General features: G+C 36.2%; 34 protein-coding genes. All 34 read right to left on the bottom strand.

From position 1 onward, the window contains the following. Window positions 1–3 precede the first annotated feature (3 nt). Window positions 4–810 (bottom strand): distal tail protein Dit, encoded by an 807-nt coding sequence (locus GC105_RS10740; protein WP_152804597.1) that lies wholly within the window; start codon window positions 808–810, stop codon window positions 4–6. Next, window positions 807–3,014 (bottom strand): phage tail tape measure protein, encoded by a 2,208-nt coding sequence (locus GC105_RS10735; RefSeq protein WP_152804595.1) that lies wholly within the window; start codon window positions 3,012–3,014, stop codon window positions 807–809. The genes GC105_RS10740 and GC105_RS10735 overlap by 4 nt, the downstream gene beginning before the upstream one ends. 44 nt (window positions 3,015–3,058) lie before the next feature. Next, on the bottom strand, window positions 3,059–3,196 hold the full coding sequence (locus GC105_RS17040; protein ID WP_207706975.1) for a Com family DNA-binding transcriptional regulator: 138 nt from the start codon (window positions 3,194–3,196) through the stop codon (window positions 3,059–3,061). Further along, window positions 3,183–3,797 carry a Gp15 family bacteriophage protein gene (locus GC105_RS10730; protein WP_152804593.1) on the bottom strand — a complete coding sequence of 205 codons (615 nt, stop codon included), beginning with the start codon at window positions 3,795–3,797 and terminating at the stop codon, window positions 3,183–3,185. The genes GC105_RS17040 and GC105_RS10730 overlap by 14 nt, the downstream gene beginning before the upstream one ends. Next, the gene (locus GC105_RS10725; RefSeq protein ID WP_152804591.1) at window positions 3,794–4,210 is read right to left on the bottom strand and encodes a hypothetical protein; all 417 of its coding nucleotides are present in this window, start codon (window positions 4,208–4,210) and stop codon (window positions 3,794–3,796) included. The genes GC105_RS10730 and GC105_RS10725 overlap by 4 nt, the downstream gene beginning before the upstream one ends. Before the next feature lie 11 nt (window positions 4,211–4,221). Then, window positions 4,222–4,941, bottom strand: a complete 720-nt coding sequence (locus GC105_RS10720) for a phage tail tube protein (protein ID WP_152804589.1) — start codon at window positions 4,939–4,941, stop codon at window positions 4,222–4,224. Continuing rightward, window positions 4,942–5,322 carry a hypothetical protein gene (locus tag GC105_RS10715; RefSeq protein ID WP_152804587.1) on the bottom strand — a complete coding sequence of 127 codons (381 nt, stop codon included), beginning with the start codon at window positions 5,320–5,322 and terminating at the stop codon, window positions 4,942–4,944. Window positions 5,323–5,324: 2 nt separating this feature from the next. After that, the gene (locus GC105_RS10710) at window positions 5,325–5,666 is read right to left on the bottom strand and encodes a minor capsid protein (protein ID WP_152804585.1); all 342 of its coding nucleotides are present in this window, start codon (window positions 5,664–5,666) and stop codon (window positions 5,325–5,327) included. Beyond that, window positions 5,667–5,999: a putative minor capsid protein gene (locus tag GC105_RS10705; protein ID WP_152804584.1), complete on the bottom strand. Its 333-nt coding sequence runs from the start codon at window positions 5,997–5,999 to the stop codon at window positions 5,667–5,669. It abuts the gene before it with no gap. Beyond that, entirely contained in the window at window positions 5,996–6,367 is a 372-nt protein-coding gene (locus GC105_RS10700; protein ID WP_152804582.1) for a head-tail connector protein, read from the bottom strand. Before GC105_RS10700 ends, GC105_RS10705 begins: the two co-directional genes overlap by 4 nt. A gap of 13 nt (window positions 6,368–6,380) precedes the next feature. Continuing rightward, the gene (locus GC105_RS17035) at window positions 6,381–6,710 is read right to left on the bottom strand and encodes a hypothetical protein (RefSeq protein ID WP_207706974.1); all 330 of its coding nucleotides are present in this window, start codon (window positions 6,708–6,710) and stop codon (window positions 6,381–6,383) included. Between the two features lie 50 nt (window positions 6,711–6,760). Then, on the bottom strand, window positions 6,761–7,660 hold the full coding sequence (locus tag GC105_RS10690) for a capsid protein (protein ID WP_152804580.1): 900 nt from the start codon (window positions 7,658–7,660) through the stop codon (window positions 6,761–6,763). Window positions 7,661–7,683: 23 nt separating this feature from the next. Further along, entirely contained in the window at window positions 7,684–8,268 is a 585-nt protein-coding gene (locus tag GC105_RS10685) for a phage scaffolding protein (protein WP_152804578.1), read from the bottom strand. A 228-nt stretch (window positions 8,269–8,496) separates the two neighbouring features. Beyond that, window positions 8,497–8,733: a hypothetical protein gene (locus GC105_RS10680; RefSeq protein WP_152804576.1), complete on the bottom strand. Its 237-nt coding sequence runs from the start codon at window positions 8,731–8,733 to the stop codon at window positions 8,497–8,499. Beyond that, a complete protein-coding gene (locus GC105_RS10675) occupies window positions 8,730–10,280 on the bottom strand; it encodes a phage minor capsid protein (RefSeq protein ID WP_152804574.1) in 1,551 nt (516 codons plus the stop codon). The genes GC105_RS10680 and GC105_RS10675 overlap by 4 nt, the downstream gene beginning before the upstream one ends. Next, window positions 10,280–11,779, bottom strand: coding sequence for a phage portal protein (locus GC105_RS10670; protein WP_152804572.1), 1,500 nt, complete (start codon window positions 11,777–11,779; stop codon window positions 10,280–10,282). Before GC105_RS10670 ends, GC105_RS10675 begins: the two co-directional genes overlap by 1 nt. Before the next feature lie 12 nt (window positions 11,780–11,791). Continuing rightward, entirely contained in the window at window positions 11,792–13,066 is a 1,275-nt protein-coding gene (locus GC105_RS10665) for a PBSX family phage terminase large subunit (protein ID WP_152804570.1), read from the bottom strand. Continuing rightward, entirely contained in the window at window positions 13,050–13,787 is a 738-nt protein-coding gene (gene terS / locus GC105_RS10660; protein WP_193708383.1) for a phage terminase small subunit, read from the bottom strand. Before terS ends, GC105_RS10665 begins: the two co-directional genes overlap by 17 nt. Before the next feature lie 65 nt (window positions 13,788–13,852). Next, the gene (locus GC105_RS10655; RefSeq protein WP_152804568.1) at window positions 13,853–14,404 is read right to left on the bottom strand and encodes a hypothetical protein; all 552 of its coding nucleotides are present in this window, start codon (window positions 14,402–14,404) and stop codon (window positions 13,853–13,855) included. Window positions 14,405–14,636: 232 nt separating this feature from the next. After that, window positions 14,637–15,068 carry a hypothetical protein gene (locus GC105_RS10650; RefSeq protein WP_152804565.1) on the bottom strand — a complete coding sequence of 144 codons (432 nt, stop codon included), beginning with the start codon at window positions 15,066–15,068 and terminating at the stop codon, window positions 14,637–14,639. 59 nt (window positions 15,069–15,127) lie between these two features. Further along, window positions 15,128–15,808: a hypothetical protein gene (locus tag GC105_RS10645; RefSeq protein WP_152804564.1), complete on the bottom strand. Its 681-nt coding sequence runs from the start codon at window positions 15,806–15,808 to the stop codon at window positions 15,128–15,130. Then, complete coding sequence (locus tag GC105_RS10640) at window positions 15,808–16,185, bottom strand: RusA family crossover junction endodeoxyribonuclease (RefSeq protein ID WP_152804562.1); 378 nt, start codon at window positions 16,183–16,185, stop codon at window positions 15,808–15,810. Before GC105_RS10640 ends, GC105_RS10645 begins: the two co-directional genes overlap by 1 nt. Then, on the bottom strand, window positions 16,182–16,469 hold the full coding sequence (locus GC105_RS10635; protein WP_152804560.1) for a hypothetical protein: 288 nt from the start codon (window positions 16,467–16,469) through the stop codon (window positions 16,182–16,184). Before GC105_RS10635 ends, GC105_RS10640 begins: the two co-directional genes overlap by 4 nt. Continuing rightward, complete coding sequence (locus GC105_RS10630; RefSeq protein ID WP_152804558.1) at window positions 16,469–16,732, bottom strand: hypothetical protein; 264 nt, start codon at window positions 16,730–16,732, stop codon at window positions 16,469–16,471. Before GC105_RS10630 ends, GC105_RS10635 begins: the two co-directional genes overlap by 1 nt. 7 nt (window positions 16,733–16,739) lie before the next feature. Beyond that, window positions 16,740–17,273 carry a replicative helicase loader/inhibitor gene (locus GC105_RS10625; protein ID WP_193708382.1) on the bottom strand — a complete coding sequence of 178 codons (534 nt, stop codon included), beginning with the start codon at window positions 17,271–17,273 and terminating at the stop codon, window positions 16,740–16,742. After that, entirely contained in the window at window positions 17,266–18,015 is a 750-nt protein-coding gene (locus tag GC105_RS10620) for a conserved phage C-terminal domain-containing protein (RefSeq protein WP_246169824.1), read from the bottom strand. The genes GC105_RS10625 and GC105_RS10620 overlap by 8 nt, the downstream gene beginning before the upstream one ends. A gap of 16 nt (window positions 18,016–18,031) precedes the next feature. Beyond that, window positions 18,032–18,769 carry an MBL fold metallo-hydrolase gene (locus GC105_RS10615; RefSeq protein ID WP_343030012.1) on the bottom strand — a complete coding sequence of 246 codons (738 nt, stop codon included), beginning with the start codon at window positions 18,767–18,769 and terminating at the stop codon, window positions 18,032–18,034. A gap of 53 nt (window positions 18,770–18,822) precedes the next feature. Beyond that, entirely contained in the window at window positions 18,823–19,020 is a 198-nt protein-coding gene (locus tag GC105_RS10610; RefSeq protein ID WP_152804554.1) for a hypothetical protein, read from the bottom strand. A 55-nt stretch (window positions 19,021–19,075) separates the two neighbouring features. Further along, window positions 19,076–20,080: a recombinase RecT gene (locus GC105_RS10605; RefSeq protein WP_152804552.1), complete on the bottom strand. Its 1,005-nt coding sequence runs from the start codon at window positions 20,078–20,080 to the stop codon at window positions 19,076–19,078. Further along, window positions 20,081–22,015 carry an AAA family ATPase gene (locus GC105_RS10600; RefSeq protein ID WP_152804550.1) on the bottom strand — a complete coding sequence of 645 codons (1,935 nt, stop codon included), beginning with the start codon at window positions 22,013–22,015 and terminating at the stop codon, window positions 20,081–20,083. Next, the gene (locus GC105_RS16915) at window positions 22,006–22,164 is read right to left on the bottom strand and encodes a hypothetical protein (RefSeq protein ID WP_193708381.1); all 159 of its coding nucleotides are present in this window, start codon (window positions 22,162–22,164) and stop codon (window positions 22,006–22,008) included. The genes GC105_RS10600 and GC105_RS16915 overlap by 10 nt, the downstream gene beginning before the upstream one ends. A 78-nt stretch (window positions 22,165–22,242) precedes the next feature. Further along, the gene (locus GC105_RS10595; RefSeq protein ID WP_152804548.1) at window positions 22,243–22,959 is read right to left on the bottom strand and encodes a hypothetical protein; all 717 of its coding nucleotides are present in this window, start codon (window positions 22,957–22,959) and stop codon (window positions 22,243–22,245) included. A 1-nt stretch (window position 22,960) separates the two neighbouring features. Then, the gene (locus GC105_RS10590; protein WP_152804546.1) at window positions 22,961–23,299 is read right to left on the bottom strand and encodes a hypothetical protein; all 339 of its coding nucleotides are present in this window, start codon (window positions 23,297–23,299) and stop codon (window positions 22,961–22,963) included. Window positions 23,300–23,337: 38 nt separating this feature from the next. Next, window positions 23,338–23,640, bottom strand: coding sequence for a helix-turn-helix domain-containing protein (locus GC105_RS10585; protein ID WP_152804544.1), 303 nt, complete (start codon window positions 23,638–23,640; stop codon window positions 23,338–23,340). Between the last annotated feature and the right edge of the window lie 57 nt (window positions 23,641–23,697).

The following is a 23,697-nucleotide window of genomic DNA, read 5'->3' as shown; positions in this document are numbered from 1 at the left end:
TCTTTACATGTATTTATCTCTGTATTTAATCCGTAGATCAACATCTATTTCACTCCCTGTTATTGATACGTGATTAATTCCACGAAACAATATGAAATCTTTTAAATCAACTTCGTCAAAAGCATTAATACTATTTTTGAGAACTGAATACTTTTCACAATCTATAATCCAACTAACATTGTTGAAGGTAGGGAAGGTTATAGAATAGCTATTTGCACTTATAACAAGACTAGTAGCACTTCCTGTAATTTCAATGACAGGTTTTACAGCTAAACCGACTACAGTTACATCAATTATTTGTGGCTCTGTTATGTTTACTGCGCCTGCAGTACCCTCATGTCCTAATAAATAATGAGACTCAAATGTCAAAACTTCACTGCCCCACATAATTTCATCCGCATAAACAGTTGAATACTTAAGAGGATCATAGGCAATAAAGGGGAGTGTAAACTGACTAACACTAATCATTCTTTGTGGTGTAACGGTTGAATTAACCTTTATCATGAAAAATTTATCAGGTTCATAATCTAATACAGCTTTAATGCTTCGAGGTTGTCCGTATTGATCAAATAAAAAAGCAACAAAATCAGTTAGTTTCCGTTGCAACTCTATAGGATCGGATTCAATTACATCTAAGGTAATTAAAAAAGGTTTGGTACCTAGCTCTACACCAAAATCTTGTAACCCTGGAACGCTTGGTATCTTTATCGTCTTAGGTGAAATCTCTGGGATAATTGGATTTTGATGTTCTATTAAGGCCTGTAATCCAAAGTCTTCTTCAAATCTATATGTATCATCTAACGTTATCACCGCTTAACCCCCTTGCCTCTAGCCGTTGTTTTTAATAAGTCATTTAACTCTCTTGCTATTTTTGTTATATCCTGATCATCTCGTACGTAAAAATTTGCACCGTCAAAAATACCACTAAAATCATTAGTGGTTACGGAACTATTGTCATATACACTGTTATTGTTGCTCATACCTGATAAATTACCTAGATTACCACCGAGTGACCTGTATATTTCCGCTTCACTGGCCGTTAAGACTGCTTCACCTTTATGTAAAAAAGCCGGGAAGTCGTCGCTAGGTACATAATCCATACCTACTTTTAAACGGGGGATAGCCGGGATTGCAAGAGTTTTACCGCCAATGCTTGGTACCCAGTCAGGTATATCTATCTTACCAAGACTTTTCGTAAAAGCATTTATGGCGTCTATAACAGTGTTTATAATTCCTTTGAATATATTACCGATCCCGCCGAAATAACTCTTGAATATATTAGCAATGTTCTTCCAAGCACCCTTCCAGTTGCCAGTAAATACATTTACGATAAACTCTATAATCTCACCCATGATGTCCATTACTGTGTCGATTGCAATTCCTACGACGTCTGCGACCCCTCCAAATACGGCTGTAAATACATTCAGTAAAGTTTTTATGATCGGTATTAAATTACCTTTAATGATATCTATTAAAGGGGATATAGCGTTATCAATCAGAGCTGTCAATACTTCCATAACCGGAGGGATTATTGAGCTAAACAGTTCGGTTAGTGGTTCTATTAGTGCAGTGAACAGTTCATTTAATATCGGCAATAGCTCATCAACAAGGACAAAAATAGGTTCTAGCAACAGCATTAAAACGTCAATTAATGGAGTTATGATCTCCTCTAGTAATAACATTAACGGTTCCATGAGCGACGTGAACATCTCAATCAGAGGAGGCAATAAAGCATCCACTAATAGCATAATAGGTTCTAGTAGCATAGAAAAAGCTTCAATGATAGGAGCAAGGACGTCCTGGAACAAAGGGAGTACTACGTCGATTAAATCTAGTAATATAGGCATCAAAGCCTCACCTAAAGGCAATAGGAGTAATTCTACGCTTCTTTTTAAGGCTTGGAACATATCTCCTAAATTATCGTACTTAACCTCTTCCATTTCGCCTAATTTATCTTTTGTACTATCAATCGCTCCATCTGTATCAGTTAAAGCTTTTATTGCGTCAACACCTAAGTCTTCCCATTTTGTACCAAATAAAGATACTCCTATCTGATTCTGGAGAACCTGATCATCTACACCAATAAGAGCTTCAGATACCTGGTTAAAAGCTTCTTTTGCTCCTTCGCCACCTTGTGCAAATTTCTTTGTCATATCATCGGCATTTAGCCCTAGAGCGTCAAACGCTTCCATGCTTGCTTTACTGCCGTCTTTTGACCTGATACCAAACTCTTTCATTGCATCATTCAGATAATCAACTTGATAAGCACCAGTCTCAATACCATTGGCCATAGCGTTAAACATTTCCTCAGCACTAAATCCCATATCAGCATAGTAAACACTGTATTCAGCTAATTGATCTGCTAGATCTTGATTTTGGTTTAATCCGTTTTGAGCACCTTGAGCGATAAGGTTATATGCTTCCTCTCCACCTAGACCAAACTCTTTCATCATAGAGTTAGCACCACGTAAAGATTCTTGTATATCCATATCAAAAGTGTCTCTAAGCAGGTAGGCACTTTCGGTTATTTTCTGTAGGCTAGCATCATCCATATCACCCATTTGTTGAGTAACAAGTGCCATTGATCCTGCTATATCTTCAAAACTGTCACCATAGTTATTACCATATATATCTTCTAATACGTCTTGGTACCTTTCAGTTTCTTCCACACCTTTACCAGTTGCAGCAATATAACCGCCCATGGCTTTATCCATATCAGCTGCGACATTAACAGCGGCTATACCAATTCCTGCTACAGCTGCACCTGCTACTAAAGCACCAGCGCCAACTTTTAGGCCCATACTACTAGCCACGGACTCAATTTTACTTGCGCCAGCTCCAAATTTATCAGCAATAGCACCTGACAAAGACTCGCCAATTTTACCACCGGATTTCTTGGCTTCTTCACTCATGTCTTTGCCACTGTCTTTTAATTTCTTTTCAATTTGATTGAGGTCCTTGTCAACTTTATCATCGACAACTCTTGCTTCAACTATTACTTTACCGTCAGACAATTATTTCACCTGCCTTTTATAAAAAAAAGACAGGCATTGGCTCACTACTTGACGTGTGGCTCGCTCTGTTCCTTGATTTTGATTTCTATTACTTTCTTACATCTTTGGCACTTTACTTCGATATCTGCTGTCCTTGCAAATAATAAGGTCTGCCCACAATAAGGACATTTAACCTTTTGCATTTTGACTCACCGCCCTCTGTTCTAAGGCATTTACTAATTTGTCTAAACCTCGTTGGAATTGATCTTCTCTTTCTTCTTCTGTCATTTCTAAAGCGTAATAAGCTTTTGCTTTAAGTAAGGCTTCAATTTCCTTTTGGTTATGCTTGTTAGGTGCCGGTATCTCTCTAGATCTAATACCGATAACTTCAACTATTTTAGTGTTTGGAGACAAGCCTTGGAATAAAGCGATAAACTTTCGCCAATCAAGTTTCCCTTGTTGCTCTGTAAGGTCTATCCCATAATCAAGCATAAATGATGAGTAGATATAACTAGCATCTTGCTTAAAATCTAATACTTTTTCGTCTTTAGAAGAGGACTTTTTACCAGGGGAGATATACTCATTGAATATGATCTCTCGTATCTTAACCTTCTTTGGATATGACAGACTTTTTATATTCCAATAGTTTTTAATTAAAATATCTAGTGATAGTTCTAACTTGTCTATTTCGTCTATATCCTCTTTTAATAGATCAAACACCCGGAGGACTCTATCGAATGAAAGATTGAGCTTAATATTTTTACCATAAGCTTTGAAACCACTTACAGTAGGGTAGGCGATCATCTTCCAAACTTCCTATTAGGTTTATATTTCTGCTTCAATTTGCTCTTTCTCTCTTTTGCAACCTCTTGAATTTTAGGAGATATTACTTCTGTTATAAATGGGATGACCTCTTGGGCCATCTCTGTATAGTTGTCTTCGTAAAATTCAAGTATGTCAGCTGTGTTCTCTTCGCCAAATACCAGTTTAAACATAGCAATGATCGATTCACCATATATGGTAATTGACTCGCTAAGTTTTTCTTTCTGCACACCTTCTGTTTGCAATCTTCTAACCTCTTGCTCAGCTTTTACTATCTCAAGTTGTGTTTTTCGGTAATTGTTTAAAATATCATCAAAATTAAGATTGATTTTTAATGTCTTATCCCCTAACTTGATTTCTTCAACGACTTTGGAACTTCTTTTGAGTTCTCTCATTTTTATTCCTCCTAAGCGGTAGTTATAGTTGCAATACCTGCTTTTTTAGCTTTATTTGTAGATGTTTCAACCTCTACTATTACAATTTGATATCCTGTAGTTGACGTAATCTCATCTGCACCGTTCCATTCAGTCCAGCCTGTGGTAAGTACTTCATCAAACAATGGTAAGGCTACACCAGGAGCACTCTTGTATTTGTAACTGTTTGAAGCTCCTTTAACTGGGTTTACATAAATTGCAGTATCGCCTGCAATAGCCCCGGCTACAGATACTACAGTAAGGCTACCTAATAATGCATCAGTAAGCACTCTAGGTTCTCCATTTCCGTGGATGGCTACTGTAATTGCACTTGGCTGTTGGCTGTCGCCACCGCCATCGGTAATATTAGCAAGAGTAACGTCCCACTCCAATACTGTTTGATTATCTCTCGTAACTCTAAAAGTTGTTTTTCTTGCTTCACCAAACGCAAACATAACTGCATGGCTAAAGATATAATCCTGAGCTAGGTCTCCATATGCTCTAACGCCTGTTAAGGTTGCGATATATTGACCGCCGGTAACTTCCGTTGATCCCCATCCAGCGTTGTTCAAATAGCTAGCTTGATAAAGTACCTCGTTTAACGCCTCTGTTACATTAGCAAATCCTTCGCCCACTCGTGCCCATGTAGGAGAAGCCTCTTTTGGAGTTATGTTCATTTCTAATACGTTTTTATAATTTAATCCAAGTTTCATCTAATTCACTCCCTTAACATAAAATGATACCTCTAGGATTGATCCATAAAGGTGTTGACTATTTTGTTCTTTCCCTATCCAGCTAGGTGCCGAACTCGTTCTAATGTTTAAAATCTGGAATGTATCACTATTAGGATAGTCCTTTAGCTTAGTGAGGTGGCTATGTATGTTTGATAAACTTTCAAGGCATATTGAATGATTAGAGTTTTTAGCATTGACCACTAAGGATATATTGTTTTCAGATCCTTTATTTAGAAACATAGTATCTTGAGCACCTGAACCAATGTACATTGCTATTCCGTTATTGGGAGGCAATGACCCTATGGAAATCGTATAATCACTCAATAGACTTAATACAGAGTTTAAAATATCTTCATACATAATTACACCTCGTTATCCATTACTTTTTGTACTATTCTTAAGTACTTTTCTTTGTTTTCATCCGCTGCCTTTTGCGCCCATAGAGTGCTAGCATTAGGATTCTTATCTCGTGAAGGGCTCCCAACGTAATACATTTTTTTTGCGTAGGGAGTATCCCATATAAGAGTACCTTTTTTTATATTGCTCGCTCTAATACTAGATCTGATTAATTCACCCGAGTCTTCCCGGGCATAGTAATTTGAGTCTTTAAGTAGTTCATTCGCTAAGATGTAAGTACCTTTTTCAGTTGCGGTACTTATTCTTGCCTTTACCGCTTGCTTGTTAAAAGTAACCGTAACTCCCATCTACACCAGTCCTATCTCATAGTGATGAATTTTCGAGTTGTCATATAACGGATCTGGTGACACAACTATGTAAGTGGCACCTCCAAAGACAATCGCATCTCCAATTTCAAATGTCACGCCTACAGGCTTGCTATTCACACAATCATAAAACATAAGGCTATTAAGCTGTACCTCTGTATTGTCTTTGCTTAGTACACGTTTTGAGGTAGGTTCGATTCTTACTCTCTTTAGATCTCTTGTATTAGGGTAAGTTATATTTCCCCAAGTATCTTTTGTTCCGTCATATTTGTGGGAAGCATCATGAATTAGTACTTTCTTGGGTATTGGTCTCATATTACAGTCACTCCTTGGTATAAGAGTCCTGTGCGCCCTAAATACATAGAGATAAGAGGGGAGACAGGCATATTACTTTGAGAACCACCTGTATTATAGCTAAACTTACCTATTGATGCGCCTGAAATGTTTCCACCTACCATTGATTCAGTACCGCCCTGCAGGTACAATGTCTCAACTTGTGCAGCTGTAGCTTTTTTTACTTTCTCTTGAAAGGAAGAGGGGAGGGAAATAAACTCTACCCCCTGCAAATCTCCAGTCAGACTATTTATAATATCCTCAGATCGTTTTGATAAGACGCCAAATTCGTCATCGTCAATGACCATATCTGAGTATTCTTCGAAGTAGGCTTTATCTATATAAGTCATTTATACCACCGTCCTACTTGGCTTCTATCTTTGTTTTTTCTAGCTCTTCACTTATTTTTTTATTTTCATCAACAAGTTCTTTCTTGATATTTTCAAGTTCTTTGACTTTAGACTTCATATCTTTCAATTTATTGTCAGATTTTAAACTTTTGTTTTCTACATTAAGCTGTTTAATTGCATCTAGTGCCTTATTATATTCTGCTACAGATACGTTCTTTCCCCCGGTAGCACGTTCAATAATCTTGCCTTCTTTGTCGATTTGATCAAATCCATTTTTCAAATAATAAGGCAATACAGATTCTTGTACCTGCACAACCTTATTGCCTTTTTTTACTTTTATCATAATTTGTTACCTCCTAAAATAAATTAAAGAGAGAAAAATAATTCTCTCCCTTAAATAACTGCTGCTGCGGCATTAATTTTCACACCATTGACCTTTCTCTCGATCAAGAATACGTCCCAGTATGATCTTTCGTAGTACAAGTATTTACCACCAGTGGTAGCAGATGGCGGGTCTAGCGACACAAATTCATACTTCATTGGAGCGATCAAGGACATTGGGTGTACTAAAATCATGTTGACTTGTACGGCAGATGCATCTGCTACAGCGCCTACTGTAAAATCATACACTGATTTCATTCGAACAGATGGAACAAGTTCAATTTTTACATCATCAAGTGACCTTACGTTTCTATTAATGTTGTTGGTGTTTTGATCTACCCTTATATACCTGGACATTTCCTGCGCATTTTTTAAGATTTTATTTATTCCTGATGTCACGTAAAGGATCCTACCTTCTTGAGGTACTTCCGCGTCGTCCATCTCTTCCATCATGGAGTCATAGATAGCCAAAATGTTAGCTTCCGATGGTACGGTTTCATCAACGGTTCCTCCAAAATCAACAAATTCAGAAAAAAGCTTAGATGCCATGTATTTATCAATTTCAGGGATCTTTTGCTCGTCATTGAATACTCTTGTGATGTTAGCTATTGAGATAGCCATGTTTGCTTCGTCAATGTCCACAGGGTCTACTAAAGTCCTAAACTCACGATCATGTCCTAGTGTCTTAGTCTCATAATCGTTGTCTACCGCTCTTGTAAATGACCCTACAGCATCCCTATTAACGTCTACCATTCCAGATACGTCAATACGTGGAATCTGAATTGTTTTTGCATTTACGAATTTGATAGTTTGATTGTTTGGGGTATTGTATAGATCATTAAATCTTAATCCCGTTGCGAATCTTTGTTGTAGTGCTTGTAAATATTGTTGTGCGTAATTTAAAGTTGCCAATTAAATCATCTCCTATTTTATTATTATTTTTCATTACCTACGCTTGGCGGTGCAAACGCAGCATTCCATACGTCTTGATCAGCAGCCGGTTGCTTTTGAAAATTAGCCTGTGAAAATGTAGGTTTACTTTCTGTTTGTGTATCATCTTGTTTGAATAGAAAGCTCTTTGATTCCTGAAGGCCTTTCAATTGATCATCTAGTCCCACAATTTTGTCACCATCAAGCACAAGTTTTTCTTTGTCAAATAATCCTGCTACTAGATCTGCATCTTGTGCTTTGTCAGCAATGGCCAGTTTGATTGCATTTGAAATTTTTAACTCTTTTAATTGTGATTTGTAGTCATCGTCTTTTTTCTTGTTATCAGCTTGCAAAGTGTTGATGGTTTCTTGAAGTTTCTCAGGGTCCACTTTTGTCAGCTCACTAATTTGTACATCTCTTTCTTTGATTGTTGTTGATGCTTCTTTTAGTTGCTTGTCAATGTCTAAGAACGCTGTCTTTGGCACAGCATGTTTTGGAGATTCTATATCAATCTCTTTCATTGCCGCTTCCATGTCGACTGTACCATCTGCCTTTATGTGTTTCTTCATTATTGCTTTTATCCATTCCATTTTCTATAACCTCCATACATTTTTATACAGGTTTGTACCTGTTAGGGTTCTTTACGTTTATGCTCCGTAAATACTAAATCAGAGCCAATAAAAATAAACCTTTTAAAGCCTTGCTTAGGGCATAAAAATAAGACTTTAACCCAAGTCTTGAGGAAGATAAGAGATCACCTCCAAGTTATTAATAATAAGCATTAAAAAACCACCCTCACATTTACAGTTAAGAGTGGCTTAATTAAATATTGCTTGTTTCAGTTGTTCGCTTTTATCTTCAACGATCTCAAATTTACCGCCTTTATATTCACTGGCTATTGATTTCGGTTCTTTAGGTGAGTATAAGTAGTCTTCACCGCTTTCATCAATAATTCGTAACATTCCAGTTAATTCGTCAATTCCTAAAACTTCATAAATATTATCATTAAACAAGCCATCAATCCCAATATCGGGTCCTATATATTTAACTTTCATTTTGCGGTTCCAACTCCTTTCAATTTCATTTCATCTACAGGAACAAATCCATTATTTTCATACCAATGAACAACATATTCGTAATTTGCACCCTTGGATTTTCCAGATTTTTTTTGCCAGTTTTGCGGACTATATCCATAGGTACTATATAGGCGTTTTAGGTCTCTAATTGGTACGCTTGTATTCTTACCAGCCATTACATAGACATCCGATAATGTGGAATTCATGGGAACCACACCGGAGAGTCCATTGCTTAATAATGCTTTGCCTTTTTCAATGCTTACATCAATAGTATGTTTTAATTTTTCATCAGGTAGATATACACGTTTTGGTAAATTACTTTGTGCTTTTATTATAGCATCATTCTTAAGAAAATCAACTTTCCTTCCAGCCCATACTGCCTTACCAGCTTCGCTATGGCCAAAGTCCTGAACCTGTTGCCTATTTGTCCTTTGAGTTCTGCCAGTCTTCTTGGTAAACGCTTTAAGTTGAGCTTCTTTTTCTTTGAGTTTCAACTGCGCTTTAAGTTTATTATCTGTATCTCCAATTTGTTCAGCTGTTAAGATGCGTCGTTTCTGCTTTCTTACATCTCTTTCAAGCTTTCCTTGTTGTTGACTTTGCTTATATACCTTTTCGTTTTCTCTGAGATTGTAAGGCTTGTAGGTCTGTTCACTTATGCCTTCAAAAAACGGATAGAAGTCATGATCACAGTTAGCACCCTTTAAGCCAGTAACAGTACCATAGCCTGTTACTTTAACTAGATTAGGATATTCTTTTGTCTCGCCAACTAAACTGTAAATCTTGCCTTGCCACTTTGCATGATCAGGGCGAGATCCCATATGGCTTGTAGCCTCAACTAAATTAGATCCCCATTCTTTTGCACGCTGGATTTGCATTTGTCCTGCAGCTTGAGATGTGCTTGTCACAATACAACGTCTAATAGCTGTGTCAATATGATTACGTGTTTTTCTACCTGCAGCACTCTTGTAAGTTGCTCCGGTGATGCCTTTGTCAGATAAGTTCCTAACCCCTTTTTTGATTGCCGCATTGTAGTCTGTAATTCCCAAGGAAGTTTCTAGATATACCTGGTTGATAATCTCTAAAAAGCCATCTTGAGCACTCTCTAAGGCTGTAGTATTGATGAGGTTAAAGTACTTCCTGGTATTATCAATTGCACCTTTAAGTATTTGGTTTAAAGCCGGAGATGTCTTCATTGGTACCGGCATGCTAACTAAAAGACCTGCAGAGTAAGCAGCATTATATATTTGTTCGTCAAATTGTAATGCCTTAAATCCTGCATCTGTGATAATGCGTGTTATTTGCTTTAAGGTTAACTTACTTCTCTTTGATAATGCCTTTAAGTTCTCTTTGCGTAATGCTCCTAGTTGTTCTAGCTTTTTCACTTGCCAGGCGCCTACAGTTTCAGGTGTTACCTCATCGGCTAACTCAAAGCGTTTAGCCACGTTAACCAGGAGATCATCTTCTATGGCCACGTATAACCGTATAATGTCTTCACTTAAGGATTGGATTTCTTTATTACTAAGCACTATTCATCACCGTCACCTCCGGGTATAAAATCACCTTCGTCAGGAGGAGGGGAGCGTGCTTCAATTTCTGCTACTAGGTCGACTGCTTGCTCTTTTGTGTATTTATAAACTCTTTGATAGTATATTACCTTATCAATAATCCCACTGTTTAGTTCAAGCATAGCTCTCTTAGCAACGGCTTCTGTGTCCTCAATAATACTATCGTCAAAATCAACGTTTACTTCAAAATCCTCGGTTACTGTGAATATCTTATAAAGAGCTGCTACATCAACTATTGCACGGACTAAATCTCTTATAGCTTCTTCTACGAGAGACTCATGGCTAGTCATCGTTCTAAATGTTTTAGAATTTTCACTTATAACTTCTGTTGCTGTTTTAACTCCTTTACCGTCAAATGTAAAGGTGCCAGCGCTAAAGCCTACTTGCATAGACAAAATATCTAAAAAGGCTTGTATTGCAGATATATGTTCTTCTACTCTTAATTCCACTGATATATCTTGAATATTTTTAGCTGTTGAATCCATTTCAAAGTTAAGAGCCTCATATACCTCATCGTTTGCGTCAAAATACCTTCGTGGTGAACCAGTAATCGGGTCAATAACAGTTTTAACTGCTGACTGGGGGACTATTATTCTCTTTTTCCCTAATTTAAATTCACGCATAAAACTATCAAAAGCTACGTCCAACGCCTTTATGGTATCAAGACAATTTGCATATATAGAGATACCAAGCGGTGATTGGGTATCAAAGTTATTCGCAACATTAGGCTTAGAATAGATAAACAAAGGTCGTTTTATATCCTTAATAGTTACGGTCTCAGCCAAGCTAGGATATAACTCAGCGAGACTTGTTTTATATCCTATTTCTCCGCACATCTCACTTTTATAAAGCTCATTAGAGATAACGTAATCTCCATTCTCCCATGTGTGCCACTCTAAAAGAGTGTAATATATATTTTTACCGTTCATGGCTTTTTTAGATTGATTCACAAATAAGCCCTCTTGGATATCTGAGTTGTTTTGTCTTATCGGGATAAAACAATCTGCTGAGACAAAACCAATGCAAATTTTATCATTTTCATCAGCATAAACTTTTATAGCCATGCCACCTAGAGCAAACATGTACTCTAAATACCTCTGGAATTGATGATAAAACTTATTATCTTTTAAAACTTTGTCTATCTTTTCCTTGAGCCCTCCATCAGATATATTGATCTCGCATTTTTCGTTAAATATAAGTTTGGCCATTTCCTCAGATAAGACTTTAGGCATATTAAGCGTGTGCATTCGCCTAGTCTGCTCACCGCTCTCAATTGTATGATATTTTACTTTATGCCATTCTTCATAATATCCTTTATACAATACATGCCAAATATTCATGCGATCATAAAACTCATCATCGGCAATTATATTTTTATGTTGAGTTATTTTCTTAATCCCTTTAATTAGACCCATTTTATAGAGCAACCCCCTTACCTTAGAGATTATATTTTTAAACATGAATTCACCGCCTTATAGTACATATCTTCGATAAAAATAATTGTTTGCATAGCGTGCTTCATCAAGACTATGATTGTAAGCATCGACCGGTTTACCATTATCGTCTCTGCAATACATGCCGACCTCTTGTATAAAATCGTAGTGGCTATATTTGTCATTATCCACTAATAAAAATTGTTCGCTATCGATTGAATTTTGTAACCTTTCAATCCCGACTTCAATGCCTTTTAAACTGCCCTTTATGTCATGTCCGTTATTGTCTGCAGGTCTTGTTTGTATCCCGACTAAATGCAGTTCCTCGCGTAAAGACTTGCAAGCTGGATCAACGAAGAATTCACTAAAGTTCATTTCGTATTTATCTCTGCACCATTGCACAAATATTTTTATTTCTCTTGCATATACGCTCATCGCCTTTGTTTGACCTGTGTCTTTACCCGAATGATAATAATTTGCTACACGGTTTAGTCTGAATTTCTTTTCGTAGTTAGTAACGATATTGCAGCTGCAAGATGTCGCATCAGATTGACCGCCATCAGCAGAAAAATACATTTCGTAAGGATTTCCTAAAAGAGTTTGCTTAACATGCTTATTCATATCAAGCATTGAATATATAACACCTGCCGGCAATACTCTGTTACCATGCCAGTCTCGTTCAAGGAGATACTTTGAGTTTTTTAACGTATTATAGATTTCTAACTTTCTTTCTTCTGTGATAATTGGATTGTCTTTCATTGTCCAATGCGTCCATCTTGTATTCTGAATGCCAAATACATCCTTGATGACTGGATGATTAGGGGAGGGAGGGTTAAGATCTGCTAAGAAGTACCTATCCTGCGCGGCAAAGGTCCTTCTGAAACATTCCTGGATAAAATCCATATGTAATAAGTTGATTTCACAAAACATTACTGATCCTAAGGACATTCCTGTGATAGCTCCAACACTATTTACCTTTGCTCCACCTTTGTAGTACACTTTCTTTTTTCCAAGGGGAGTATGTATTAGCAAGTGATCGCCGTGCTCATCATGCTTAACATCACAATAACCATCGAATATATGCATTAGTCCTGTGCCGTCACCATCTATAAAAAGCCGAAAGGCTTGTTCTTGGTTATAGGCACTCACTAAATGATTTTGGTCTCTAGACCCAATTAGGTAGTCGGCATACCTAAAGTGTGCAGCGGTTGTCTTCCCAGATCTGGGTGTCCCCTCTAGTACGTCAAAGGTGTAATCGTAAGGGCGATATATGCATTCTAATTGTTTAGGCGAAAAACTAATTACCTTCTTCATATTTCTTTCGCCCCTCTATTAATGCGTCCATGAGTGATGTATCTTTCTTTTCACCCTTCAATGCGTCTATCTCTACTTTCAACTTATCAATCCTTAATCTTTGTTCCTCAGTAGCTAAATCGGACTTACAAAGCCCGTCATATTGCTTAATCATGCCTTCTATTGTTTTCATTGCTCGAGACTGTGCATTTAAGAAAGTCGCATGCTTATCCCAGGCTTGCTGCACTTCCCATTTTTCACTACTGCCAGAATCACTGTAGCCTTTTGCTATTTGTGTAGTGGTTACATCTTCCTGGTCCTCAACATACATGATCTTCTGCGCCCGAATAATAGCAGCATACTGAATCTGTATATTCCCCCAAAGAATGTCCAAAGGATTCATAGTTTCAATCCCATTTATGAGATCAAGAGTGTCCTGGGGGAGGTACTTAGAAAAGAATCCATGTTTCTCTGCATTCTTATTACCAGGAGCAGGGGAGCCGCCTTTATTACCTTTAGCGTTCATATTTCCAATTGGCGCACCTATTTTTTTTAGTGCACTATTTTCTTTTTTTTGTGCACTATTTTTTAATTTCTTTTCTTCCTTCCAACCTCCACGCTTTATCCAGCTTTGTAGGGTGTTGAATGGTATATCAAGCAGATTACATATGTCTTTCTGCTTAGTGCCTTTTATGTACTCGATCTTTGCTTTATTTCTAACTTCTTTTAGTTGATCTTCCACACCACCACCTACTTGTCGTTTGTTTTGCGGTATTAAAAAAGCACCCTTATGGATGCATTTAAGTTTTATATTTTTTCTAACTTGCTACTACCTGACAATTCTACCTCAGTTAAGTTCGATGATCTCAAGATGGCTTTCCCTTGGTATTTTTCATTTTCTCCAAGTACCAATATTATTTTTAACGGCTTATGATACGTTAGTGAAAATAATAGCTCCTTATTTTCTGCATTTCCAAAAAGCACATACCAGTGTTCCCCATCTTCATCATCCTCTACCCTAAGATGAGCATAATCAAATGTTATTTCTTCCTCATCGTCGCCGTAAAATACATTCTTTAGTTTTGAAATACCACAAGGTAATTTCTTCTTTCTCATTATAAAGCTTAAATAGTTTAATTTCACTTTTAAATTTGATACTTTATTAATAGTTGAAGTCAACTTTACACTATCTTCAATGTCTTCAGTCTTTAACCCTTTAACAACTTCAAATATTTCCTTTTTCCCTAATGCTATATCTTTTTTTATTTTCTCTTTGAGTTCTTCATACTTCTCATTGTCTATTAAACTCTTTTCATGTGTGTCAAAATACTCGAGAATCATCTGTATATAATTATCCATTTCAAACTATCGCTCCTTTTTCTTCTTTGATACTAATCTAATTCTACAAAATATTCCAAATACCTTTATTTTCTGTAAAATAATTATAAATCCCCAGGCGCGAGTCGCCCAGGGCAAAGGAGGGTGAGAAAAAAGAACTGCGTCTCCCTCTGTATGTCTTTCAAGGGCTATAATCGCAGTTCTTCATAATACAAGTGTAGCACATTCAAAACGAACAAAACGAACAAACTTTCTATATTCCTAAAAAACGATTATGTTCCATTCTTACGCTATCTGCTGTCGCTGTTCCTCTCATACTCCTAGCAACTTGCAACCAGGTTAAATTGTCTATATACTTTAACCTTAGTATCCGCCTAATCCTGCTATCTTTTACGGACTGTATGTATTCCTCGACTTCCACTGTTACTTCAAGCAATTCAAGTTCTGCAAGCTCTAACTGTGCTTTATTTAACCTTAATCTAGATTTTTTCTTACTATATTCGGGATAGGGGAAACCTTCGATTACGTAGCGTCTAGTTCCTCCTGCTCCGCCTTTTACGCTGTCAATAACACTACCTTCTTGCTCGATTTTTTCTATTTGCTTTTGTAACCTTTCGATTCGGCATCGTAAATCTTTTATTTCTTCTTTCTGATCTCGGTATTGTAGTAGGATATCTTTAGTCAAAGGCAACCCTCCTTATGTTCGTTTTGTATATTAAGATCTATTACGGATTATTCTTGGAATTACGCAGTATTTTTTTTAAGTTTAGACGTATAGTTCACATCGTACTCGATTTCCACAATAAATTCAGTGTCACACACATAACATTCTACTTCGTGTTCTCCTTGCTCATACATGTCGTCACTCGAGCATTCTGAAGCACATATTGGGCATATAATTTCACTCGTATTACAACAGTCATATTTAGAATGTTTTCTCTCTTTCGCTACTCTTAATGCTTTTTCTTTTTTCTCTTCATGTTCTCTTTCGTAACAAGGTTTGCATTGAAAACCATCCCGATGCCCCCAAGGTGTTTCAGTGAGTTCTTTTCTGTGAGTTCCACACGTAGTGCATCGGTCATGTTCCTCGCAAACAATATAAGAATATGGCTCATTGTTCTTTAAGCATTTATTGCATCCACAAACCCAATACCAACCATCCTCAAATCTTTCAGCATATAAGCCTCGCATAGGTGGTTCTAATCTAATTTCAGGTAATCCATTTTTGTGAAAATTGTCATTCCAGATATTTGTGTGACCACTACGTGTTCGTTGTTCCCACTCTTTTGGTATTTCAGGAATAAATATTTTAACATCTTTCCATCCCATAATTGGTATGTGTACTGCAATTACCTTTCCGTTTTGATCACGTCTAACATCGTCTGCTGTGGCTTTATAGCCTGTTTTATGTATAACTTTAATCATCACATAACCTCCACTACTATCTCAGTCCTGGGTTCAACCTTGTCATATTCACCCCTCAACCTTAGTTCAATGCATCCAAATGAATCATCTTCCAACACTCCAGCAGTGACTAGTCCGTCCATGATCATCTTACCGCTATAGTTATCCGGGTCACGTCTACTTTGTGTAGGGAAGAAGTATGTAATAGTTACGAGAGCTTTTGTTATAGGATTCTTAGGTCTTTTCCCTATACAGTTATAATATACAAGTGCTGTCCAGTTCTTTTTATCCTCTCGATACTCCCATGAGTTAGCCCTACCTGCGTAATGATTTAAACTCTTAGGAATATCATCAATCTTAAACTTATAGACACTTATATCAACTTCTTTATTACTCACTTCAATCCCTCCATTTGCGTCTCTAGCCTCTTAACCATATCCTTCATAACGTCATTTATAAGCGCCAGGTGATCATGTAGCTGCTTTATATTTGCTTTATCGACGTCCTTTATCTTGAGGTCTAAAACAACTTTTAATGCTTGTTCCAATTTGCCATAGTAGCCTATATTTTTAGTGTATTCCTGTCCAGCATTATTCCCGTCTTTAACAACGGATTTCTCCTGGAGTATGTAGTTAAATTGATCTGTCGATATTTGATACTTGTCGCTTAATACTAATTCCATCACGCTGACCTCCTAGCCATGTATTTTCCTGCGTAATCCTTTTCGTATGTCCCAAGATTGATGCCTGCTTCTCGGTAATTTTTAGCATTTGGGATATATTCATTTTTGCATGTGCAGTTATAAACAGTGTTGCAAGCTCCGGCGAATACACTTTTAGGCGCTTCGTCACGTAGTGTTATTTTTTTATAATGCCTTTTTTCTACCATGATCCATCCTTTGCCTTCACAAATGTCACATGTTTTTATCTCAGTGAAGCCGTCCATGAATTAATCACCCCTCAATCTTTAACAATGTGCTATCTATTAAATTTTTAATATCGTTAGGTAATTTTTGATACTCTCGCTCGGTTTGTGATCTCGCCTTATAACTTCTCATAAAATTTGAAGCCACTACCGATTGAAGCGTTGTCGAGTCCATCTGTGACCATTGAATTAGTTGTGTATGACTGCCTAAAACATTTTGAATCGTTAACGGTAATTTTTTAAATTCTTCGACTGAATTGTAATAACCATTGCCAACTGCTTTATAAACTAACCCCCATGCTTCTTGCTCAGTCATTTGCCCTGGGTTCGTCAGATTATATACACTATTTTTAATCTGACCTATTACTGGCGGAAATCCCTTTATGTCGTTTGCTAGGTAAGCTTTAACTGCCGCTTTTACTAAATTAATATCTTCGTCTGAAAACATTTCAACCCATAGATTTACTGCTGTATTAAGTTCTTCTTTTGTTTTGTTTTTGTAGTACATGGGATAGGCCTCTTTTAAGATTGCCATTATACCTATAGTCTCAGTTTTATTCATCATGCTCTCCTTTCACCATCTCGTCTTTAAGCATTTCTAGAAAAGGGTTACTAGATTGTTGTTGAGTTTTTAGTTTCTGGTTTAAGTAACTTTCAAACTTGTTCCCGAACAACGTCTCTGGTCTTAGATATTTCTGCATATTAGCGTCACTGAGCCATTCACTTGTTTTGATATCGATGACTTTTTTAAAATCATCTACAGTGAACCCCTCTTCTAATCTTGCATGTATCTTAGCCGTCGTTGACTTTGTCTTGGTGGAAAAGCTTTTACCGGTTTTCTGATTCAGATACTCGACTATGTATTTATAATTCTTATCATTCTTTACATTCTCTATATTCTTTACATTCTTGTTTGTGTTCACTTGTTGTTCACTCGTTGTTCGCTTGTTGTTCACTTGTTGTTCACTTTGTTGTTCACTTGATTGATATAAAGTCCAATTAAGTATTGATATTAACCTATTTTGGTTACTTGTTTGTTGTTTAATCTGTTGTTCAATTTCGAATGACTTTAACATTCTTTGCACTTTATTTTCATTAACCTTTAAAAACGAAGCTATTGACTTTCTGCCTGCTAAAAGTTGACCTGGTTGCAAAGTAATCCTCTCACCCTTAAACATACTGCCGTACTCTGTATGAGTAGCATTAGCCAGAAGATATATCCATAAAGCGAGATGATCTGAATCTTTGCATACAATTGGGTTCTCTAATGTTTTCCTATGAAGTTTTATCCAACCTTCATTCAATCCTTACCACCTACCCTTAAAAAGGATATAACCTTAATTCAATATTTTGATTCCATGCAATTTCTGTATCGATTCCTGTTGCATTTTGTATCCTAGCTTGAAAATCATCACTAGAATTATTACTAGAAAGATGAATCAAAACGATCTTCCTACAGCTCTTTAAATCTGTAAACCTAAAATATTCAATCAAGCTGTTAATCTCAAAATGGGAGTTTAAGAGCCTGTTTCTCATTGAGTGATTAATTACGCCTGTCTCTATGTTTTCTTCTAATTTATCCCTATCGTAGTTGCACTCAATCATGTAGTAGTTAACGTTATTAAATCTATATATGAGGTAGGGAGTATCTGTTGCAAAGACTAATTTTTCCTTAGTAATATTGTCATAGATCAGAAATCCTAATGGTTCTTTTACGTCATGCTCTACCTTAAAAGGCATTATTGTAAAATTATCTAGTGTAAATTGTTCGTTTGCTATATGTAATCTGTGGTGATTTAGTTGTAGGGCATCAGCGGTTCCTTGGCTCATGTAACAGTCGATGCCATGCGCGAGTACGTTTGTTACAGACTTTGCATGGTCCATATGTTCATGAGTTAGTAAACAGCCTAGAATATTATCAAAATTAAAGTTGAGTTTCTTTTTTATTTCTTCAAATCTTATACCGCACTCGAGCAGTATAGACCTCCCGGAGGAAGTGAGGAGGTAAGCGTTTCCGCTTGACCCACTCGCTAATACTTTTAGTTTAATTTTTATCACCTCTTATTTGTTGCGTACTTTGTTTGGATTACACATTAAATAAATGTTTATACTTAATTACAGTATTTACAGCCTGAAGCATCACAATAACCATTTATCAATAAATCGCCATATGCCTTGTCCGCTTGTTCGCAAGTGAGCATCTCTACAGTGTACACACCATTAGAAGTGGTACATAATAATAGTTTACTTTCTTTAATATGCGAAACGGATGTGCATAAATAAATGCTACTTCCAAATTTAACTCTCATTATTTAATCCCCTCTCAAAATTGTTATTACGCATAATATTCAGAATCTGCAATACTTAAAAGTCTGGACCATTTGTGACTTCTGGATTATCCATCTCTATTGGTCCACTAACCTCACCAGTCTCTACATCAACATCTATAAGCACGGTAGCTTGGTGTTTTTCTATCTCTTCATCTAGGAGGTCATATTGAACCTCGGGACTATTGAGTTGCGTTTCTCTCTTTTTCATCCTTTGGTAATCATCATCAATCTTTTTAGGATCTAAGGTAATATGCTTAGTGCTGTAAACTTCACGTTTGATAGTCTTTAAACACATTTCTTCAAACCATCCATCTGTTTCAACTTCTTGTTGCTTACCATTAACCCACTCTTTTTTCGTACCACCCCAAAATTCAGCAGCTGCAAATTTAGGTTTTCTTTTTTCAATATCTTTCATAGTCATGATGATGAGTTTATTTTGCTTAGGGTCCTCAAATTCTAGATATCCAAATCCACCAACTACTTTGCCTCTGTCAAAGGCATTCACTATCTCAAATTCGTAACTTTCAACTTGATTTTCTCTTGATTTTTTAAAGGGTTTGAATGAATCTGTATCATAAACTAACTCAGTTGTAACTGCTATTGGCTTATTAAGAGCGTACTTCTCAGCAATGTACTGTTTCCCGACATAACCCATCATCAAGGCAATGTCATATTTATTTGTTTTTTTATTTCTAAAAGGGATTGCGCTTATATGATTAGGCTGCATCATATCTAGTCCTAGTCTTGCATTATGGACTACATCAAGAGCCAAATCATTGAGATTGACATTTTCCCAAGTGGTAGGGAGGTTGTTATCATATTTATGGTCTTTATTATTTGAATTCTTTCTAATCCTGTTTTCTTCGGCAATTTTTAAAGCTCGATCTATGGATATAAAATAACCTTGGATGAGTTGTTTTTGATAATTACTAACTTCAATTTGTCCTGCAGCGCTTCCGAACTCTGTTAGTACTTTATTTGTAAACCTCTCACTTTGTGTTACTGGCGTTTGATTTTGTGTTGTTATTTCATTACTCATCTATATTTCCTCCATTATGGTTAATTTTTTATAGTTCTTATCTACTATTAACTTGATCATCTGTTGTTCTAAGTCCATTAAGTTTGTAACACTTTCTGAATTATCCACAAATACTGGTGCCATGATGTCATATTCCTTTGATAGTGTGTTTATAATGTCCAGTCCTGCATTGATGCGTCCTGCGTAGTTTGCAGAGGGGTATGGGACTCCATTTATTAAGATTATACAATCCTCTTTAACACCCTCATTCATTTGATCTTTAAACATTTTGAATTTCACATTATTGAACATTCCATTTACCGTGGATTCAAGAGCATTAATTTTATTTGTAGTGAATTCTTGTATCTTAAATTCTTGATTCTCTAACTCATTTAAACTGTTTGCAAGGGTCTTTTCTTCTTTTAAGAGTTCCTTTTGTCTATCCATAGCTATATCAAATTGAGTTCGCTTGCTTAATGTCTCGTTGTGGGACTGTATCTCTAGTTTCAAGCTGTTTTTCTTGGAGTCTAAGCTACTATTATCTAATTCTTTAAAGTCAGTTATTTGGATGTTTAAGTCGTTGATTTCAGATTCTAGGGTCGTCCATGCTTTGGAGTCTGCAAAATTAACAGTTTGTTGATCTTGGGATAAAATATCCTCAAGATCTTTGAGTTTGGATTCATATTCTTGAATATTCCTTTCAACATTTTCTATATCTTTTTCAGTAGTGTTTATTGATAATTTAGTTTTTTCAAGCATATTTGCAAAAGATTTTCCAGTTGAACTAATAGCTTCTAATTCTGATTTTTTACTATCATCGAACTTATTTTTTGCATCCTCTACAAGCTTTTCAATTTCCTCTCCAGGTAGCTTTTGATTACAAGTAGGGCAGTTACCATCAACATTAACTTCAAATTGTTTTACATTAACACTGTTCCATTCTTCTCTAAGAGCCAAAACTCTTTTATGAAGAGATTCATAGCTTTTCTTATCTTCTACAAGTGATGTTTTGTGTATAGCTAAAAGGTTTTTTTGTCTATCTAAATCGTTCGTAGTATCTGTTTTATCCTTTAAAGCTTGTTCATACTCCTTATTAGCATCTTCGCTCAACTGCTCTTCTAGTTCTCGCTTAAACGATTCTTTCTGTCTCAGTTGGGACTTAAAATCAAAGAGTTTATTGTTGTGTTCAATAATCTGTCTACCTTCGTTATTTAGATTCTCTAAGGCATTTTCTGCGGTCTTTATATATTTTTTTAATCCTTCAAAATCTATTCCCTGGATGTCAGGAAGGTTTTTATTTAGTTCATCAATCCTAATCGGGATTGCTTCTTTTTCTTTATTAAGCTTTTTCTTCTTCTCTGCAATGATCTTCTTAAAATCTTCTAAGGATTTATTTCCGATTAGTTGTAATAATGTTGGAGGTACCTCTACTGGAACCATATAATCTGACGCAATACTTGTAAGGATAGTTCTGCGGTCTTTCCAATTGATTTTTTCGGTAAAGTATCTAACATCAGTTAGTAACTTAAATGTGGTTTCATCTATAGTGTTATTTATGTAAGCGTCATAGTCTTTTTTCTTGGTAGGCACATCATCAATCCAATAATCTGTAGTGTGTCCAGTGAGCTCTGGTTCCAATGATCCACGCTTTTTAACCCAATTTTCCTTGTAGACTTTTTTAAAACTTGTCACTGTACCATCTATTTCTAGTTTGGTTTCTACCGTGTGTTCTAACTTATGGATAGGATTGTTATTAATATCAAGAGTCTTGATTTCAAAGTCTTTTTTACCCTCACTGTCCTTGTCAAACATAAGCCATAGGAACCCATCGTAAATTGTTGTTTTACCCGTGGCATTGTCTCCATGGACTTCTATATCATTGCCATTGCACTTTAGTCTAAAGTCTTTTAACCCCTTAAAATTACTTAGGCTAAGTTCTAATAATTTTATTTGCATGTTGGTTCCTCCTTTAATTCTACAATCTGACGTGCGAGATCGCGCATAGATGCCTTATTGTCTTCAATTTCTTGTACTAACTGCTTGTTTTTTTCTCTGTATTCTAAAAATTCTCCTATATTACGCTTAACAATTGTTTCTGTATTCACAACGCCGCCTCCTTGTGTTATAATTTACGTAAGTATTTTAGTATTCGGCCCCTGTTAGAGCAGGAGCCTTTTTTATATTTATGCGATGATAATTACTTCTTCAGCTGCTATTTCTTTCTCGAGTTTCTCAGATAAATATTCTTTTATACTTCTAATAGCTTGCAATTTCCATGCTCCACCATCGGCACAAAAGAGTGCGGCTCTTGGACCATCGGCCATACGAAGGATAAAAGGGCTTTCAGGTTGTTCGATTTCCGGGAAGGTTCTATAAGGTCTAAGTATTACTGGATTTGGTACGACTACTTCTCCTACTCTTGCAATACCTGCTTTAGCTGTAACTGATTGAGAAACACCATCATCGCTAAAATTAGTTACTTGTGAATCTGTAATATTTCCTGTTACCTTTAATATAGTTTCGATGAATGGGGTGGTTACAAATCCGGACTGCAGTTGAATGTTGAAAGATTCTATGTCCATAAATTTGTCTAATATTATATTAGGATTACAGGGAATAGCTTTTAGGTATGTTTCCCTTTGTTGTGCTCCAAATAGTTCCGACATTACATGAACCTCTTTATAAGACAGCACATTAATTACTATTCGTGTTACTATGCTTTCATTGTCTACCTGGTTATTAACATAATCTACAACTCCGTTAAGGGTATTAATGCTTAATGAATCCGCTTGGGGATCACAGATTACCTTTAGTTGATCATTAGTAAATTTGAAATCTCCAATATCAAATATTTCCGTTTTTCCTAGATCTACTATGTACTTAATAGCTTCTTTAATCATTTTATTTTCCTCCTTCAATTTTTCTTAAATTATTAACTTCTTCAACTGATACTTGTCCACGTATTTGACCGCCAAGCTCGCCTACAATTATTTTTCCTGATTTGTCCTTGTCGATATATACATTTGTACTTATTGATTTGCTTGGAACGAGTGATGCTTTTGTCTGAAAGGTTATATCAGCAATGTTTCGACTTTCGGCTGGTTTTACTGTCAACGTGATCGTTATCTTCCTTGCGGCTTTCGGTTCTGTGTTAAGATCTGCGATATTTTCAAGCAGACTTTGAAATTCTACTTCAAATTGTTCTTCTAGTGCTCCTTTAGCAATTTCACTTAGTTTCATTTTTTAGGTACCTCCTTTTATTTTGTGGTATAATACTATTAAGTGATATTTTTAGTGGTCCTGTTCAGCTCCAACTGACTGGACTTTTTTTCTTTATATCTTTTAATCCTATGGAGCATTGATGATTCATTGCTGACTCCATACATAGAATTAATATCTTTCCATTTTTCTCCTTGTGATCTCATTTTTAATATTTCCTCAAAATCATCATCTGAAAGGGAAACATAGTTATATACTTTTCCAGATTCTAAGGATTCAAATGCCTGTTCAGGAGTAAGTGGCTTAAATATAGCCAATGCAAAGGCTGCAAAGTTCAAATCATTTTCGTGTACTGCTTGCATTATCTATCTCCTCCTGGTACCAATCATTTACTAGAGATCCCATTAGTACGATTACTA

The sequence above is a fragment of the Alkalibaculum sporogenes genome, from assembly GCF_009362815.1.
Taxonomy (GTDB): Bacteria; Bacillota; Clostridia; order Eubacteriales; family Alkalibacteraceae; genus Alkalibaculum_A; species Alkalibaculum_A sporogenes.
Note: the sequence above shows the minus strand (reverse complement) of the source record. Positions and strands in the feature narration are given on the sequence as shown.